Below are 18736 nucleotides of genomic sequence, written 5' to 3'. Positions count from 1 at the left end.
AATTGAGACTGCCTATGTGTAGCTCTCAATTGCTCTATAGCTGTTAAAAAATAAGAAAATGATATTATTAATAAGTAGTGATAGATAATAATAAAGAAGGATAAAACAATGACTACAACTGACAATGTTGATAATGAAAGCCAAGAAATAGAAGACAAAAAACTGTCTGTGAAGAACGTAGCAGCGAATGATATCTCATCTACCAGTGACGAGCTGATAGGTTGGATCAATTCAAGACGCAGTATGGGCAATCTAGATGAGCCAGCACCGACGCGGGCGCAGATTGAATCTGCCATTGAGTGTGCGGCAACTGCGCCAGATCATAAAAAATTGCGTCCGTGGCGCTTCATCGTGACGCAAGGTGAGGCTCGCCATGAATTAGGCCGTGCCTTGCTCGAAGCTGCCCAAGCAAAAGCGCTAGAAGATGGCGAAGAGTTGTCTGAAAAAACCGTCACTAAAACTCAAAATATGCCGCTGCGAGCGCCGTTGATCATAACGGCTGTGACTCAAATGCAAGAACACAAAAAAGTGCCACCTTTTGAGCAGATGCTCAGTGCGGGCGCTGCTGTGCAAAATCTAATTTTGGCATTAAAAGCCCAAGGATTTAGTACGGTTTGGCGCACTGGGCTGCTATGTAATGAGCCTGCGGTAAAAGCATATTTTGGTGTAGGTCCAGATGATTATGTGACCGCTTTTGTTTATACTGGCACAAGTCCCAAAGACGAGTCCAAACGCAAACCTATTGATATCGAACCGCTAGTTCGCTTCGAGTCGTAATGTAGCTTAGTACTGTCTATTTATAAGATTATAATTTCACAAAGTTGTAATTTAAAGATAATAAGGCCAGTAGCTGAGCACGATAGATTCTATTGATAATACGTCAGTCAACACGGATAAAAGAACATGACAAGCCCTAACAATAGTAATAAAAACAACATCAGTGCTAATAATGAAACGGACAAAGAGTCGTCTGAAAAGCAGAACGGTATGCTTGCAGGTATTTTTGAGCGAGCAACCAAATCAGGCCTAGGCCGTAAAAAATCAAACCCTAGCCCTGTTGAATCAGCTGTGGCAAAAGATATGGCAGACATTCATAGCAATCCAACCAAGCTGCGTTTGGCGTTTTTAGGTGGTGGTAGCTTCGGTACGGCAATGGCAAATTTAGCCGCACGTAATGGCTGTGATACCACGCTATGGGTACGTAACAAACGTACCGTAAAAGCGATGGCCAAAACACAGACCAATAAAAAGTATCTACCAGGCTATAAGCTTGATGATCGACTGAAATACAGCCATGATTTGGCGGCAAGCGTCAAAGATAAAGACATTATTTTTATTGCTGTGCCAGGTTTAGCCTTTCGCGAAACGCTAAAAAATATCGCGCCTTTTATCAGCGGTCAGTCTATTGTATCGTTGACCAAAGGTATGGAAAAAGACACCTTTGCGATGATGAGTGATATCATCAAAGAAGTGTTGCCAGAAGTGAACTTTGGCGTCATGTCAGGGCCGAACCTTGCTATCGAAATCATGAAAAATATGCCATCTGCTACGGTTATCGCAAGTGAGTCGGAACCATTACGTCATGCCGTACAAGCAGCATTACACAGTGCCTTCTTTAGAGTATTTGCTAGTGATGATATACGCGGCGTCGAGCTTGGCGGCGCGCTAAAAAACATCTACGCAATTGCCATGGGTATGGCGGCAGCTTACAAAGTAGGTGAGAATACTAAGGCAATGATTCTTACTCGTGCTTTGGCAGAAATGAGTCGTTTTGGTGTTGAAGAAGGCGCCAATCCGCTCACTTTCTTGGGCTTATCTGGCGTAGGCGATTTATATGCTACTTGTAGCTCAGAGCTAAGTCGTAACTATCGTATCGGTAATATGCTCGGTCGTGGTATGAGTATTGATGCCGCGGTCAAAAAGCTTGGCCAAACTGCTGAAGGGGTAAATACTATTCAGCAAGTTCATGAAAAAGCGACCAAAGCGGGTATCTATATGCCAATTACCCATGCGCTCTATGCAGTCATTTATGAAGACAAGGCCGCTCTAGGCGTTGCGCTACATCTAATGGAAGCTGGGTTCCGTAGCGATGTTGAGTTTGTCATGGCGCATGATCATAGCAATGCAGCACTTACCGCTCATATGAAAACCTCGGGCAGTAATACCAAAAGCAAAGACAGCGATGCTGATAAGTAAGATATATTACTAGAAGACAATATCAAGAGAGTCGAACTTAGCGCTCCAAGGAAGGTTATGAAAATTATATTAGTACGTCATGGTCAAGCAGAAGACGAAACACGTCCAGATAGCGCGCGTCAGCTGACGGACTTTGGTCAGCAGCAGGCAGCACAAACGGCAGAATATGTGACCACTCACTATAGCCCAGATCGTTTTGTGGTCAGCCCTTATACGAGAGCACAGCAAACTTTATCTGCGTTCCAGTCGCGAGCGCCGCAAGTAGCCTTATCTGTGCAGGACAATATCACGCCATCAGATGATGCTCGCCAAGCTCTGATAGATATTGCCAATGTTGAAGCTGAGTGTTTGGTCGTTGTTTGTCATATGTCTATCGTCGCTTATATCGCGGGATTGCTGACAGGAGATTATCCAGAATCGTTCTCTTTAGCAGAAGCCAGAGTGTTTGAAATGGAGTTTGTCATGACTGGGATGGCCACAGAAGTGGATCGTTTTGTACCTGACCAACCATATTAGGCTGACCTAGCCATTGTTTAGATAGGATGAATTCAGAGTGAGGCAATCATACCAATTAAGCGACTGGCTCAGCAGATAAAATGACTCAATCCTTTTTGAATAGTAGCACTGCTTCATCATAGTACTTTTATAACCGCAGCAATAATCGAGGACACGTTTAGTGTTACATGTTTGGTTACGAGCGCAGCATAGCCCGCTAGCTGTTTGGCACGAAGATGTACAGCAATGGCAGACGGTTGACGGTTGGCAACAGCTACAAACTCTCTATGGTCATCATAAATCCAATGGCCAAAAGGCAATTTGTTTATATTTCCCCTCAAGTCATGTATTGCAAGTAGACACAGCGCTCAATACTGCTCAGCTCAAGCAGCTGGGTAATAGTGGTAAGCAGTATTTGTTTGAAGAAACCTCCCTAACACCAGTTGAACAATTGGTTATTCGCCAGTTGAGCCATGCTGATACGACGCAGCTGTACGCATTGGCACAAAATGATATTGAGGCATGGCAGCAAAGTGCTCAGCTTGTGGGTATGAATATAGTGGCACTACTGCCAGACTTCTTATTACTGCCACCACCAGAAGAAGGTGCAGGTCAGCAAGTAATATTGTATCAAGACGAGCATACTCTGCTATTGCGCCAGTCATTGCGCCAAGGTATGGCTGTCAGCTATCTACCGTTGATCTTTGAGCGCTTTCCGCACTTAAGCGAAGTGATGTTGCTGACTTCTATTGAAACCAATAGCCTTGCTATCAGTGATTTAGCCGCTAACGAAATGGATAGTATGGGTATCAATGATATCCCAGTAACATCAGCGATAACCAGTTCTATGGCGCAAACGAAAGCGCTGATCGCCGATCACCAGCTGTTATTAACGAGCTTGCCCATGACACCAGCGCCCATTGACAACCCAGAACGTCATGCGCTGAATTTCTTTATCAAATCAACCGACTCACAGTTATCACCGTATTTACGGGTAGCAATGATGGTTGCGTTATCGGCTTTAGTACTACAGATGGCAACTGATGGGGTGCAGTGGTACAGGTATAATGAGGCAACAGCTGCCACCAAGACAGAAATTGCGGCACAATATCAATCTTGGTTCACTGATGAGCCGCTCAGTACCCGAACCAAGCTCCAAGTACAATTACAACCAAAACTGCTTAGCGACAGCCAGGCACCTGCATCACACATGGCGGTGCTGTCAAAGATATCTCCTTTAATCAAACAATCTTCATTGCGTGCGCAGACGCTCGTGATGCAACCATCTGCACTTAGTTTTACGCTCATTGCATCTGATCGTGGCAGTTTGGATCAGTTCACGAGCACGCTAGTAGCACAAGGTTTGAATGCCAAGCTTGCGCAAGTGAGTAGTAATGATCAAGGTCAATTTAGTGCTCAGGTCACTGTGGATGTGGTGGAAAACAGCGATACGGCGAACACTCCAGCAGCATCATAATTCATCAGAGTATTGGTAAGAAAAGGTCAAAACATGAAACGATTACAGCGCCGTACCAAACGCAGTGCAGCTGTCTCTGCAACCAATACCGAAACGCACGCATTCTCAGAGCGTATGAGCAGTTACCAAAATGCGCTATTAACTCGCTGGCAAGCGCTACCGCCACGAGATCAGCTAGCATTAGCCATCTTGTCCGTATTTTTGCTGTTGTTTATCGGCGGTTATGGTGGTTATAGCATTCATCAAGCGGCAAAAGAGAGCAAAAATGATTATCAGGAACAAGTGGCTGATTATTTTTGGTTGCGGGCGCAAGCAGGTAATATCGATAGTAATGCATTAAGTACTGGCAATAACGCTAATGGAGAGGCTGACATGCCGCCTGCCAATCGCATTAGTGCGCTGCTAAATACCACAGGAATTACAGATGCTCAGGTCGTTGCGGCTGGTGATTCGGTGCAGTTAAGCTTTATCCACCCCAGTCAAGCTGTCGTAAGTACCGCTCTTGGCAAGTTAGAGCAGCAAGGTTGGCAGTTTACACAGCTATCTATGCAGCAAGACCTGACCAATAAATCTATTCAGGTACAAGCAACGGTCACTTCTTAAAACGCATCATTTTGTGATAAATATTTTAGATACTTATATCACTGTGTGTCTAGTACTCGACACTCGATATTAGACAGCAAAATAGTGCTTTATCGTTGGTATCATTGAAAAGCCATTTATCCGGCTCCATTAAATAGTTAATCATATGACTATTGAACAAAAATATTACCAATAAGGAAAACCTCACATAATGCGGGACAGTATGAGCAACGATAAGCGCCGTTCGTTAATTACTTATAACCATATCACTTATTTCTTATATGTGATCAGCTACTTTACTGCGGGTTTACTGTGGATTGTGCCGATTGTCATGAACTATGCTAAGCGCCATGATGCTAATGGGTCATGGTTAGCCACGCATTTCGATTGGCAAATCAAGACCTTTTGGTACAGTATCGTTTGGTTCGTCATTGGCATTATTTTGATTACCTTTGCACTAGGCGGCTTTGGCGTTAGCGTACTAGCGGATAGTGGCAATATTGCTATTGGTTCAATATTATTGGCTGGGCTTGGTTTACTGATTATGACCTTTACCTTTATCTGGCATTTATATCGCATTATACGTGGTTGGATTGCGTTGACTGATGGGCGTCCAGTACCGTAGACGTTTAAGAGTACCTTTGTGCTATGTTTTTAGCTTAGAAAGCGGCAGCTTATCTTTATTTAGCAGAGACTCATCAGTATTGGTTACTGCTTAAATGTAGAAATTTAGCGACTGAAACTTTGCTCTTATTTCTGTTAAGCTGATATAATCGCTGCGCCCGATTTCATTCGCATTTTTTATTCACTATTTCTTCCAAGCAGGGTCTGCCATCACTATGTCTTATGCCTTACTTCGTCCTTTTTTGTTTAATATGGATCCCGAACACGCCCATGAGATGACGCTATCTTTATTGGATAAAGCGCATAAAGCGCGTGTTTTAGGCTTGGCGTATGGTCAGTCAATGCAACCAACAGACTGTATGGGTTTGCAGTTCTCTAACCCAGTCGGTCTGGCAGCAGGCTTGGACAAAAACGGCGATTATATTGATGCGCTGGCTGAGTTAGGATTTGGTTTTATAGAGGTAGGAACTGTCACGCCAAGACCGCAAGTAGGCAACGACAAGCCAAGACTGTTTAGAATCAAGCAAGCAGACGCGATTATCAATCGTATGGGCTTTAACAATGAAGGCGTTGATTATCTGATCGACAATGTCAAACGCTGCAAATACAAAGGCAATATCGGTATCAATATTGGCAAAAATGCCGATACGCCGGTAGAGCAAGCCGCCGATGATTATGTGTATTGCTTAGAGCGTGTGTATCCGCACGCCTCATACATCACGGTCAACATCTCATCGCCAAATACCAAAAACTTACGTGATTTGCAAAGTGGTGAAGCACTGACTCAGTTGATGGATACGATTAAAAACCGTCACAGTCAGTTGGCTACTGAATATGGTTTTTATGTCCCATTAGTACTTAAGGTTGCTCCAGATTTAGAGCCATTACAAGTTGATTATATCTCGCAGCAATTAATAGACTTTGAAATTGATGGTTTGATAGCGACTAATACAACACTAAGCCGCGTCGGTGTCGAAGATTTGCGTGATGGTGACCAAATGGGCGGCTTATCTGGTCGTCCTGTGAGTCATATTAGTACTCAGATTTTGCAACAGTTCTCTGATCAGTTAGATGGTAAAGTCGCTTTGATAGGCGTGGGCGGTATCGATAGTGGTGCCAAAGCCGTCAAAAAAATCGAAGCAGGCGCAGACATGGTACAGCTCTATACGGGGCTTATTTATCGTGGTCCTGGACTGGTGCAGTCTTGCATTCAGGCAATCGGTGGCTATTACGATGCCATGGAAAGTTAATCCAATAAATAAGGTAATAAGGCGTAGAGCATGAGTGGTTTAGATATTGTGATTGCTATTGTTGTCTTGATTGGCTTATGGCGCGGCTTTCAAGTAGGACTGATTAAAACAGCAATAGGCTTGGTAGGTTGGTTTATCGCCCTTATCGCTGCTACTAGGCTGGCAGGAGTAGTGTCGCCCCAATTGACGGGTATCGTACAAAATCCTGTACTAGAGATGGCTATGGCCTTTTTATTGGTAGTGATTGCCATATTAGCAATCATGCATCTGATGGCGTTTGTATTCTCAGGCGTGCTCAAAACCTTACGTTTGGGCGTTTTGGACAAAATGGCAGGCGGCGTACTGGGTGCTGCCAAAAACGTATTGATGGTCTTGGTTGTACTGAGCGTCAGTGCGCCATTGCTAGTACAGATGCCGCAGTGGCAAACCTCAGTACTAGCGCCTGAGCTAATGCCATATGCACCGATGGGCAAGGCGTTGGTATCAGATGTATTAGGCATGGCTTGGGATCAGGTCAATCAGTCGTAATTGTTTAATTGCCTATTATTTTATCTAACTGTCTATTATTTTACTTCTTTTTATACTTCTAAATGTTTGCACGTGTCACTGATAATCAAAAACAGATTATCGAAAAATCTCGTTAAGTTTCTTACAATATCATCAGGTTAGCGGCGTGCGATGGCGAGTGGTTGTAGCAACATACTGTCGTTAAGTTTGCCGTTATTGTCGTACTAATGTATGAGTCAAAATAGGATATAGCTATTATGTGTGGAGTCATTGGAGTTGCAGCTCACGAACCAGTCAATCAGATTCTTTATGACGGTTTGACGATGCTACAGCATCGCGGGCAAGATGCAGCAGGTATTGTCACTTTGCAAGATGGGCGACTCTATCTACGTAAAGAAAATGGCATGGTACGTGACGTATTTATGAATCGTCATATGATGAAACTGGTTGGTAAGTTCGGTATTGGTCACGTTCGTTACCCGACAGCTGGTACTTCTAGCAGCGCTGAAGCTCAACCATTTTATGTTAACTCACCATATGGTATTACCCTTGCGCATAATGGTAACTTGACCAATGCTGAGAGTTTGGCCAAATCTTTGTACATCGAAGATCGTCGCCACCTTAATACTGACTCAGATTCTGAAGTACTGTTAAACGTACTGGCACATGAGATGCAGAATCTAGGCAAAACACATCCAACGGCTGATGATATTTTTGAAGCAGTAAAAGCCGTCTATAAACGCTGTGAAGGTGCTTATGGCGTTGTCGCTTTAATCACGGGTCATGGCTTACTGGCGTTCCGCGATCCAAATGGTATCCGTCCACTTATCTTTGGTAAGCGTATGGCACCGAATGGCGGCACTGAGTATATGGTTGCCTCTGAATCAGTTGCATTGACAGGTTCTGGCTTTACTATCGTTCGTGATGTAAAACCAGGCGAAGCAATCTTTATCGATTTAAACCATAAGCTGCATACGCATCAGTGCGTAGAGCAAAAAGAATACACGCCTTGTATCTTTGAATATGTTTATTTTGCTCGTCCAGATTCGATTATGGACAATATCTCAGTTTATAAATCACGCCTACGTATGGGTGAAAAACTGGCAGATAAAATCCTTGCTGAATGGGGTGAGGATCATGATATCGACGTGGTCATTCCAATTCCAGACACGTCGCGTACTTCAGCAATGGAGCTGGCGCTAAAAATGAACGTCAAGTACCGTGAAGGGTTTATGAAAAACCGCTACATCGGTCGTACGTTTATTATGCCAGGTCAGCAGCAACGCAAAAAATCAGTTCGCCAGAAACTAAGTGCTGTGCCGCTAGAGTTCAAAGGCAAAAACGTGCTGTTGGTTGATGATTCTATCGTTCGTGGTACGACCTGTCATGAAATCATTCAAATGGCACGAGATGCTGGTGCTAATAAAGTGTTTTTTGCCAGTGCTGCGCCACCAGTGAAATTTCCAAACGTATACGGCATTGATATGCCCGTACGTAGCGAGCTTATTGCCTCAGGCAATAGCGTTGAAGAAGTACGTGATATCATCGGCGCAGATCGTTTGATTTTCCAAGATTTGGATGATTTGATTGACGCAGTAAAAGACACCAAACACAGCCGAGTGGAAGGTTTTGATTGTGCGGTATTTAACGGCTGCTACATCACTGGTCAGATCAATGAAGCGTATCTCGATCACCTGCAAGAGCAGCGTAACGATACTGCCAAAACGGGTAAAAAAGGCGTACAAATAGTGGCTGATACCCCAGTTGACATGATGGGTGTGGAAGAACTTTAAGTCGTATTGAAGTCATTATTTTCAGATAACAAAAAGCTAGATTCTATTTAGAATCTAGCTTTTTTATGTTTAAAGTATAGCTAAGGGTGCTGGCGTTTATATAAATGGGCGAAACAGTTTTAGCCTAAAAAACTGCTAAATAACCAAAACAGACCATTGATTGCTGCGATACCGACAACCATACTGACCAAAAGCTGACGGCTGATATGATAAATAAACAATACCAAAATAAGTGCGCCGATTTGTGCCATTAATAGATGTAATTCAGTGTCGTTTAAAGCAACAGTCGTCGATATGTCTTGATAAGAGAGGCTAGTTAAAATTAACAGTACCATCACTGATAATGGCAAACTCTCATTTAATCGGTGTAGCCAAGGTGTATCGAGTAGCTTTCTAGGTATCAGTGCGGGTAGCGCACGAGTGATAAAGGTCACTGCTGCCATGGCAAGCGTAGCAAAAATAAGATAACTACTGGTCATAAGAGTCTCCCGTCTTTTGACGCTCTATCCAAAACCCACGTACCAAAATCATCAACATACAGATAGTGATGGCTACTAGTAGCAACCAGTCACTGGTAAATAGCGAAGCAATGATTAAGCCAAGCACGGCAATACCAATCGGGAAGTAGCGTTTGATACTTTGAAATTGCTCATAAGCAAGAATTGCAAACAGACAAACTAACGCAAAATCTAAATTTGGCACCAAATCACTGAGCGTACTACCAATCATTACGCCAACCGTACTCGCGAGCACCCACCAGCTTTGGTTAAATAGGCTGATAGGAAGTATCAGCGCTCGTCGCGACTCATTTGGTAAGCTGGTCATGATCGAAAAAGTCTCGTCGGTCAAAGCAAACAGACAATACGTCTTGGCCAGCTTATTTTTCGGTAAATACTGTAATAACGGCATACCATAGAATACATGACGTAGATTAATCGCGGCAATATTGGTGGCGATATTGCCAATCGGTAGGCCCGCGCTCAGCATCGGCAGACAAGCGTACTGAGCTGCACCAGCATAGAGAACGATACTGAGCATAATCGTTGCCCATATCGGAATACCTGCCACCTGTGCGAGTACACCAAAGGCAATACCTGCAGGCAGATATCCCATAGCAACTGGCAAGCTTTTCTTAAAGCCCTCAGCCCATTGATAATGGTTTTCATGTTGATGGCTTAATTCATTTGAATGAGTATTCACATGACATCCTAAATTTTTCTTATGATATTTTTATAAATCTATTGATATAAAAATTATTGATTCAAACGGTATTGCTGCAAAATTAAAAAGTGCAAAACGAGCTTAATAAAAACGTTCTATCGAAAATTGATAGAGCAAATATAATATAAAACTAACTAAGCTTCAGGTTGTAGTTTCTCATAACTGCCAGTCTGATTAGCACGGTACAAAAACCCACCTAGGATGACTAGTCTCAATAATAATAGACACCACACGCTAAGCCAAATACCAGTCATATCCCATTGATGATAGAGCAACCAGCTTAACGGGAAGAAAATGGCAGCCAGTATCAGCGCCGCATTACGGATCACGCTACCAGCCGTCAAGCCGAAAAATATCCCATCCAACCAATAGGCACCAACGCCGACAAGAGGCAATAATACGGCATATAAATGGTAGTCATAGGCGAGGGCAAACACTGACTCAATGTTAGTCATAAATCCCAAATACGTAGGCATTGCAAGCCACCAAATGGCGCTCAACATGATAGCAAGGCCATAACTAACCACGCCTGTACGCTTTATGATAATACGAAAACGTGGCCAATCACGTCGCCCTGCAGCTTGTCCACTTAACGTTTCAGCAGAAACAGCGACGCCATCTAAAGCGAAGGCAGATATGCTTAATACTTGCAATAAAATAGCGTTAGCAGCCAGTATGACATCTCCGCTTTGCGCAGACAGTCGAGTAATCCAAGCAAAGCTTAGCGTTAAGATAAGAGTGCGTACAAAGATATCTTTGTTTAAAGAAAATAGCCTAAGCATCTTTTTTTTCGTAAAATACTGTCGATCCGCTTTGAATAATACAGACCATGATATTTTTAGATGTTGACGGCTCAACCACAGTGCCATCAGTATTCCAAACCAAAATGCAATAGTCGTTCCCAGTGCGACACCAGCTAACCCCATCTGCATTGCAAATACAAAAAACAAAGTCAGTACGATATTAAGTACAGCAATAAAGCCCTGCTGATAAAGCATATAACGGGTCTTACCTTGTCCTGCAAACCAACCGATAAATGCAAAATTCATCAGTTCTGCGATCACGCCCCAGAAACGTACGTCTAAGTAGGTTTTCGCCGCGCGTCCACTTTCAGGATTTGCTGACAGTGCTTTTAAGCCAAAATCAATCAGCCATGGTTTTGCGAGTAGTAATATTGCTCCAATAACAAACGCCAATAGTAACGCGCGTTGTAAGATAGACAGCAAAGGCGTGGGCACTGATACGGCCGATGTATTGCTAGTATTATTAGCCAGCTGTCCCAATGCCTGCGCAGCAAGCCCAGATGATGCATACTGCAAAAAGTTAAAGCTAACAAGCAATAGCGACAGCAGCTGTATGGCCAAACCCATGCCAGCAAGTTTCGCTGTGTCATTCATATTGCCAACAATGGCCGTATCAATAACGCTCTGCAATGGCATGGCCAAATTGGCTAGCAGTACAGGCAATGCAATCGCGACAATACGCTTATAGCTTGTGTCAATAGGTGGCATCGCGTGAGAAGGTGCGGATTTAGCTGACATGGGTGACTCGTTTATACGTGAACGATAAAGAGGTATATTCGTTAAATAATAATAAAATTGTAAGGCAGTACATTTAATGTAAGAGACAAAATAGCTATAAAGACAAAAGCACCTAGACTCATTATTCATGAGTCAGGTGCTCTTATTTAAACATTGTAGCTGTGCACTTAGTAATTATATAGAATGTGATGACACGCTAGTTCAACGTATCAATCCATCTAATATACCTTACTAAACGTTGTCTTGCTCAAACATTTTTGGATCATTGAAAGTAACGATTTCTTCTTCAAACTCTGGTTTTACTTTTACGATAAAGTCATCACGCGACAGACCCATGCGCAGCGGAATCGAGCTGGCAATATAAGTCGATGAGTAAGTACCCGCAAGCAAACCAATAAACAGAGCTACTGAGAACCAGTACAATCCATCACCGCCCAAGAAGAGCATGGCTAGTACGACCAACAAAACAGTTGAGATGGTCATAATCGTACGGCGTAGTGTCTCGGTCAATGACAAATCAATCGTCTGTTCTGGCGTAATTCCGCGAACACGGCGGAAGTTTTCACGAATACGGTCATAGACAACGATGGTATCGTTCAATGAATAACCAATCAATGCCAATACCGCAGCCAATACCGTTAAGTCAAACGGGAAGCCAAACAATGCAAATACACCGATGGTTACGACAGCATCATGGAACAGTGACAGTACGGCACCTAAAGACAGTTTGAACTGGAAACGTAGGGCAACATAGCCAAGCATACAAACCAGTGCCAATACCAATGCCATGACTGAGTTTAAATAAACCTCATTACCAACTTGGCTACCGATGATATTCACGTTGCTAATTGTAGCGGTGTTGCTAGGTAGGGCCAATGCTTGCGTCAGATTTGCACTTAGCCCATCGACGTTATCAGACTGAGGCGGTAGACGTACCAATAGCTCTTCACGAGTACCTAGATACTGTACAACCGCATCATCGAAACCATTGTCTGCTAGTGCTTGTACAACAGCAACTTGCTCAACAGGCTGCTCATAGCGCACATCAGCAGAGACACCACCAGTAAAATCAAGACCTAAGTTCAGACCGTTTACCGCGATAGCAATGATACTACCGATCACCATAAATAAAGACAGTAATGCCATTGGCTTTTCTATCTTCATAAATGGAATAATACGCTGGTTACCAACCGCTTTGATCCCACCTTCAGCGACAGCTGCTGCATCATCAGCGGCGTCACCTGATATTACGTCAGAATCAACAGCGGTAGACAGCGCTTGACTGTCTTTAGCATTTTGACCTTTACCGCCGCGACGACTAGGGTTTTTTCCTGACTTTGCGGTAGTAGGGTTATTGGTTTTAGTATTGCTACCTTTACCATCACGACGCGGTTTGTTACGGCGACGCGTACTTGCATTGGTCGTGTCACCGTTTGAGCCATTTCGATCAGGATTATTCTGCTGTTCTAAAGGGTTGTTATTATCGATCGCCATAATATTCTCCTAACCGATGCTCAGACTTTTGATGGATTTACGCTTACCATAAGCAATTTGTACCAGTGCACGTGTCACCAAAATTGCAGTGAATAGCGAGCTGACAATACCAATAGCTAGCGTAATCGCAAAACCTTTAATCGGACCAGTACCAATCGCAAATAGGATAAACGCGACCAATAAGGTTGTAATGTTGGCATCAAAAATACTGCTAAATGCGCGATCGAAACCTGCCACGATGGCTGATTTTGGCCGGACACCATTGGCAATCTCTTCTCGTATTCGCTCAAAGATCAGTACGTTGGCATCAACCGCCATACCGATGGTCAAAACGATACCTGCGATACCAGGTAGGGTAAGTGATGAACCCAAAATTGACATAATCGCAATGATGATAATAACGTTAACGGCTAGCGCAACGTTGGCAATCACCCCAAACAGGCGATAGAAGATAATCATAAACGCGAAGACTAATAGATAGCCGACCTGCGTAGAGAACAACCCTTTATCAATGTTTTCTTGACCGAGTGATGGACCGATAGTGCGCTCTTCTACAAAGTACATCGGTGCGGCAAGTGCGCCTGAACGTAACAATAGCGCAAGCTCAGCTGCTTCAGCACTACTATCTAAACCAGTAATACGGAATGATGAACCCAATACCGCTTGAATGTTGGCACGGTTGATGACCTTTGTTTCAGCGTAAGGTGTGCGTACTTCAGTTGTCTCACCAGTCGCTGGATCTTCTTCGTAAGTGATTCTTTGCTTGTTTTCAATGAACAATACAGCCATCTGTTGACCAACAGCTGTACGAGTGGCGTTCTGCATGAGCTTGCCGCCAGCACTGTCTAAGGTAATACTTACTTCAGGTAGACCACTTTCATCCAAGCCAGTTTGCGCGTTGGTTACTTTGTCCCCGGTGACGATCGCTTGACGATCTAACAATACAGGAGGACCATCGAGTGTTTCGAATGGGAATGCTTCTGTGCCCGCTGGTGGTATGCCGCCAGTATAGGTATCGGCATCTTCTGCCACCATACGGAACTCAAGGTTTGCAGTACGACCAAGTACACGTTTCGCTTCAGCAGTATCTTGTACACCAGGTAGCTCAACGACGATACGGCTAGCACCTTGCGACTGTACCAAAGCTTCGGTAACACCCAGCTCAGCAATACGGTTACGTAGAGTCGTCAAGTTCTGATTGACCGCGTAGCTATTGATTTCGTCAAGTGTCGCATCGTTATACGATAAGACCAATGCAGGTCCTTGATCATCAATAGAAGACTGCAAGTTAAACGTATTGCTCATTGAGCCTTGTAATACGTTCTGGGCACGGTTACGAGTGTCAGTATCAGCAAAATGCAATACCACGCCGCGATCTTCGGTTTTGATACCTTTGATTGCTACTCGCTCAGCACGTAGCTCACGTCGCATATCACGACTGGCACTGGTCAAACGCTGTTCAAGCGCTTTGTCCATATCGACTTCGAGTACAAAGCGTACACCACCACGTAAATCGAGACCAAGCTTCATCGGTCTTGCACCGATATCGCGTAGCCACTGCGGGGTAGTCTGTGCTAGGTTAAGGGCAACGACATAGTCTTCGCCCAAGTTTTGACGTAGCACTTCTTGCGCCTTTAGCTGGTCGACTGGGTTGTTGAGGCGTACCAGCGCGCTGTTGCCCTCAAACGTACCATCGTGGTTATCTAGACCTGCCTCTTCGAGTAAGCTTTGAGACTCGGTTAAGATGCCTTCAGATAGCTGAGTTCCTGCGGCTGCGCTCGTAATCTGCACAGCAGGTTCGTCAGGATAAAGGTTGGGGGCAGCATATAGACCGGCAACGAGTAGCACGACGGCAATTAGTAAGTATTTCCAAGCGGGATATTGCATAATCACTTCTTTAAGTTGATAAACGACTGGCGACGTAGGCCACAAGTTAGCAGATGGGAAGTTAGCGATAGCAACGGTCGAGTGCTATGTTCAGCAGCCGTCATCATGCACCATTGCGATCATCCGCGATGATAGTAACGCATAAAACAGTAAAGCAAATAATACAGATGTCTGTTTATCTGGTCACCAAAAACCATATGGCTGACTTGGATAAAGATAGGACATCTAAACGGTAAGCCTAATTTATATAGCAATTTTACCTTACTGTGTTAATAGCGAAAAATGACCGTAAATCATATACGGTCATTTTTTAGTCATTACATTCATTAATGTGACGACTATCGAATGTTCACTAATAAATTTTCACTAATAAAAACCAGTGAACATTCTAATTAGACGCTTTCGATCGTGCCAGCAGGCAATACTGAAATAACAGAAGCACGTTGTACTTTCACGTCAGTATTGTTGTTTAGGCTCACAACGGCATAATCGCCTTCGATTGCTTTGATACGACCCATTAAGCCACCAGCAAAAATGATTTCACTACCAACGGTCAATGCGTTAACCATGGCACGGTGCTCTTTGGTACGCTTAGACTGCGGGCGAATGACCAAGAAGTAAAAAATCGCAAAAAACGCAACAGGCAGTAAAATCTGACCGAATAGACCTGCAGCACCTGCAGTCTCTGGTGCAGCATGGGCAGCTTGAATAAATAAGCTCATAATATCTCTCAGTAAGTCATAGACAATAATAAAATTAGACGCATAGTAACAAAAAATCCCAGACTTGGTAACTGTTAATCATAGGCTGAGCGTGTTTTTCTTAGCGTAAGGCATACTATCAGCCAACGGATAGGACAACAATGTTTTTACTATATTCAGATAACCTATATAAAGCGTCAGGCTAAATAGCTGTCATGAATTGGCTAGCAAAGATGTCGTCATACAACCGTTAATAGTAGGGTAATAAAAGTCATCAAAAAACAAAAACTTAAAAATGGCGACTTATTGTGAAATGGTATCATCAATGCTACTATCAAATGGCAATGATTGCCTGTATTTAGTATGCTAAATATTGAACCATATTACGGCTTATTGAAGCATAGTATGGCTTTGAAATAGCGATTAAATCAGCTAAATCAGCTTTGAGTAACTATTTATACGATAGACAGATGTCTTTTATTACTTTATTAATAGTATTCTGCAACTCGATATAAATTGCTCATGACATTATCTTTCTTTTACTCTTTTTAGGTTACCTAACTTGTTCACCACTTTTATGTTTGTACCTCGTTTATGTCGTCCGCGCGCTCATCGTAAAGACGCATCTGCAGAACCTCCCCCGAGAATGACTACTAGTTCTCGATTTGGTTATACTTCTTTTTCGGCACTATCTGCATTAGCAATTCTTATGCTACCGCAGGCAGTGTGGGCAGCTGGTGCTGTATCAACATCTAGCGAGGCGGCAGCACCAACTGCGCTTAGCGTTTCTCTGTTGATATTTTTTGTCTTACTTGCTATTGGTGTCTCTTTCGTCTGTTCATTAGCAGAGTCTGTTTTGCTGAGCATGACGCCATCGTTTATTGCGGATGTACAAGAAACCAGTCCCAAAAAAGCAGAAATGCTTAAAAGCCTGAAAGTGGACAATATTGACCAGTCACTAGCCGCTATTTTAACGTTAAATACCGTTGCCCATACACTTGGCTCTATCGGTGCGGGTGCACAGGCTACGATCGTCTTTGGTAGTGCGTGGTTTGGTCTGTTTTCTGCCCTCATGACGCTTGCTATCTTATTCTTGTCTGAGATTATCCCAAAAACACTAGGTACAGTTTACTGGCGTCAACTAAGTGGTCTGGTTGCTTACTTCGTTCGCGGCATCATCATGCTCTTGTATCCATTAATCTGGTTCTCAGAGCGTCTGACGAAACTATTAGTACGCGGTAAAGAACCGCAAACATTTAGCCGCCGTGAGTTTGCTGCTCTTGCTAGTATCGGTGAAGAGTCAGGACAAATTGACCCACTAGAGTCGCGTATCATTCGTAACTTGCTCGCGTTTGGCGCTATTAAAGTCGAAGATATCATGACACCGCGCTCGGTGATGCTCGCATTCGAAGAGAATAAGACCGTTGCTGAGCTATTGGTTGACCGTCCAAAGCTGACGTTTTCTCGCTTGCCAATCTATGATGGTGATTTGGATAACATTACAGGCTTTGTCCTAAAAACGGACATGCTACTGGCTAAAGTTAATCATGCTATGCACAAGCCGTTGACGCAGTTTCAACGAGACATCACTTTTGTCTTCTCTAAAATGAAGCTGTTTGACTTGTTAGAGTTGATGCTAAAAAACCGTATTCATATTGCGATTACAGTCGGCGAATATGGTGAAGTTAAAGGCTTAGTCACGCTAGAAGATGTGTTTGAGACATTGTTAGGTCTTGAGATTGTTGATGAGATAGACCGCGTCGAAGACATGCAGGCCTTGGCTCGTCAGATGATGGATAGACGGGTAGAGCGTTTAGGCATGAAGCTCAGCGATGATGAGCAGTATGAAGACAGTAATAACGAACCTAAGTCTTAACGAAATCTTAACTATGCCCTAATGAAGCCAAACTATAACGTTGACAGTTTAACCATAAGTATTGATGGTTCTAAAGATTGATGGTTTAAAAATGGTCAGCTCATTATGGGCTGACTATCAAGCTAGAGCCACAAAGTATAAAGTATATAGTTATTATGGCTAGAATCTGCAGCATAAAATGTTAAGAGTATTTGATTTGATAGCCTGTGTTTTTATTCGCAATAATTACACAGGGTGTCACATGGCTGTGAGAATTCGATGATAGGCTCGGCATATGATATGAGTATACTTATATAGATATATCTATACAGACACACTGCCAAAATAAATGATAAAAGAGCGTTAATCGTCACTATATGACACTAACGAAAAAAATATCGCTAAGGATTATCATGAAAAAATTATTGGGAAATAGGCTATTAGCTCTATTGGTGAAAAGCGCCAGCATCACTGCAATCGTAGCAGTAGCCAGCACCATCAGTATCAATGCACAAGCGGCAACTATGACCGAAGATTTGGTACAGAACTATGCCGCCGCAATGAAAGCATCAGCGAATAGCCAAAGTATCAATCAGGTATCGCGCCTAGTATCGGACGACGCGCTTATTTCTTTATCTAGAAAAGGAAAGTCTACCAGTTTAGATAAAGATGCGTACTTAAAGTTGCTTCAAAACAGCTGGAATGATACGTCTAATTATCGCTATGATATTTCGGTAGACAATGTGGTAATTACTGGTTCACAAGCCAAAGCCAACGTGACGACCAATGAGAGCTGGGTAAAAAATGGTCAGCAAGTATCATTTGTTACCACATCTCGTGTGACCTTGACCTTGTCTACTGGTAATGCAGTGCTCTTACGTGCCGTGTCTCAGGTGGCTATTAATTAAGTCGCTATTGACCAAGCAAGATTCAAAATACAATAGGCCATATAAGCAATAGCTGATTGAGCTAGCTGCGATTTCAATCTACAAAAAGTCTTAGTTGGCTAATAATAGTCATTACTTAGTTTTATAGGCTACTTGAGCGTCTATTATTATCTTTTATATTAGGCTAGTCTTTGCTTTACATTGCATACTATACTATCTATCAACT

General features: G+C 43.2%; 17 protein-coding genes. 11 read left to right on the top strand and 6 right to left on the bottom strand.

Annotated elements, in window-relative coordinates:
- The first annotated feature begins 108 nt into the window (after positions 1–108).
- The 9 genes from I3254_RS12485 (at position 109) to purF (ending at position 8924) form a co-directional block, all read left to right on the top strand.
- A complete protein-coding gene (locus I3254_RS12485; protein ID WP_238053078.1) occupies positions 109–777 on the top strand; it encodes a nitroreductase in 669 nt (222 codons plus the stop codon).
- Between the two features lie 126 nt (positions 778–903).
- A complete protein-coding gene (locus I3254_RS12480) occupies positions 904–2196 on the top strand; it encodes an NAD(P)H-dependent glycerol-3-phosphate dehydrogenase (protein WP_238053077.1) in 1293 nt (430 codons plus the stop codon).
- Positions 2197–2253: 57 nt separating this feature from the next.
- A complete protein-coding gene (gene sixA, locus I3254_RS12475; RefSeq protein ID WP_238053076.1) occupies positions 2254–2712 on the top strand; it encodes a phosphohistidine phosphatase SixA in 459 nt (152 codons plus the stop codon).
- A 160-nt stretch (positions 2713–2872) separates the two neighbouring features.
- A complete protein-coding gene (gspL, locus tag I3254_RS12470; RefSeq protein WP_238053075.1) occupies positions 2873–4168 on the top strand; it encodes a type II secretion system protein GspL in 1296 nt (431 codons plus the stop codon).
- 33 nt (positions 4169–4201) lie between these two features.
- Positions 4202–4771: a type II secretion system protein GspM gene (gspM, locus tag I3254_RS12465; protein ID WP_238053074.1), complete on the top strand. Its 570-nt coding sequence runs from the start codon at positions 4202–4204 to the stop codon at positions 4769–4771.
- Between the two features lie 202 nt (positions 4772–4973).
- Positions 4974–5375, top strand: coding sequence for a hypothetical protein (locus I3254_RS12460; protein WP_227526596.1), 402 nt, complete (start codon positions 4974–4976; stop codon positions 5373–5375).
- A gap of 214 nt (positions 5376–5589) precedes the next feature.
- A complete protein-coding gene (locus I3254_RS12455; protein WP_057759514.1) occupies positions 5590–6624 on the top strand; it encodes a quinone-dependent dihydroorotate dehydrogenase in 1035 nt (344 codons plus the stop codon).
- A gap of 30 nt (positions 6625–6654) precedes the next feature.
- Positions 6655–7152, top strand: a complete 498-nt coding sequence (locus I3254_RS12450; protein WP_238053073.1) for a CvpA family protein — start codon at positions 6655–6657, stop codon at positions 7150–7152.
- 236 nt (positions 7153–7388) lie between these two features.
- On the top strand, positions 7389–8924 hold the full coding sequence (gene purF, locus I3254_RS12445; RefSeq protein ID WP_101205374.1) for an amidophosphoribosyltransferase: 1536 nt from the start codon (positions 7389–7391) through the stop codon (positions 8922–8924).
- A 119-nt stretch (positions 8925–9043) separates the two neighbouring features.
- Here purF and I3254_RS12440 read toward each other — a convergent pair whose 3' ends face one another.
- The 6 genes from I3254_RS12440 to yajC all read right to left on the bottom strand — a co-directional run bounded on the left by I3254_RS12440 (position 9044) and on the right by yajC (position 15789).
- Entirely contained in the window at positions 9044–9403 is a 360-nt protein-coding gene (locus I3254_RS12440) for an AzlD domain-containing protein (protein ID WP_238053072.1), read from the bottom strand.
- Positions 9393–10124: an AzlC family ABC transporter permease gene (locus I3254_RS12435; RefSeq protein WP_238053071.1), complete on the bottom strand. Its 732-nt coding sequence runs from the start codon at positions 10122–10124 to the stop codon at positions 9393–9395. Before I3254_RS12435 ends, I3254_RS12440 begins: the two co-directional genes overlap by 11 nt.
- A 155-nt stretch (positions 10125–10279) precedes the next feature.
- Positions 10280–11686, bottom strand: coding sequence for an MATE family efflux transporter (locus I3254_RS12430; RefSeq protein WP_238053070.1), 1407 nt, complete (start codon positions 11684–11686; stop codon positions 10280–10282).
- 231 nt (positions 11687–11917) lie between these two features.
- Positions 11918–13180, bottom strand: a complete 1263-nt coding sequence (gene secF / locus I3254_RS12425; protein ID WP_238053069.1) for a protein translocase subunit SecF — start codon at positions 13178–13180, stop codon at positions 11918–11920.
- A gap of 9 nt (positions 13181–13189) precedes the next feature.
- Complete coding sequence (secD, locus tag I3254_RS12420) at positions 13190–15067, bottom strand: protein translocase subunit SecD (RefSeq protein WP_101205370.1); 1878 nt, start codon at positions 15065–15067, stop codon at positions 13190–13192.
- A 392-nt stretch (positions 15068–15459) separates the two neighbouring features.
- Complete coding sequence (gene yajC / locus I3254_RS12415; protein WP_057759529.1) at positions 15460–15789, bottom strand: preprotein translocase subunit YajC; 330 nt, start codon at positions 15787–15789, stop codon at positions 15460–15462.
- A gap of 625 nt (positions 15790–16414) precedes the next feature.
- Here yajC and I3254_RS12410 point away from each other — a divergent pair.
- On the top strand, positions 16415–17644 hold the full coding sequence (locus tag I3254_RS12410) for a hemolysin family protein (protein ID WP_228153252.1): 1230 nt from the start codon (positions 16415–16417) through the stop codon (positions 17642–17644).
- Positions 17645–18036: 392 nt separating this feature from the next.
- The gene (locus I3254_RS12405; protein ID WP_101205368.1) at positions 18037–18531 is read left to right on the top strand and encodes a hypothetical protein; all 495 of its coding nucleotides are present in this window, start codon (positions 18037–18039) and stop codon (positions 18529–18531) included.
- Positions 18532–18736: the final 205 nt, after the last annotated feature.

The sequence above is a fragment of the Psychrobacter sp. Ps2 genome, assembly GCF_022129405.1.
GTDB lineage: Bacteria > Pseudomonadota > Gammaproteobacteria > Pseudomonadales > Moraxellaceae > Psychrobacter.
Note: the sequence above shows the minus strand (reverse complement) of the source record. Positions and strands in the feature narration are given on the sequence as shown.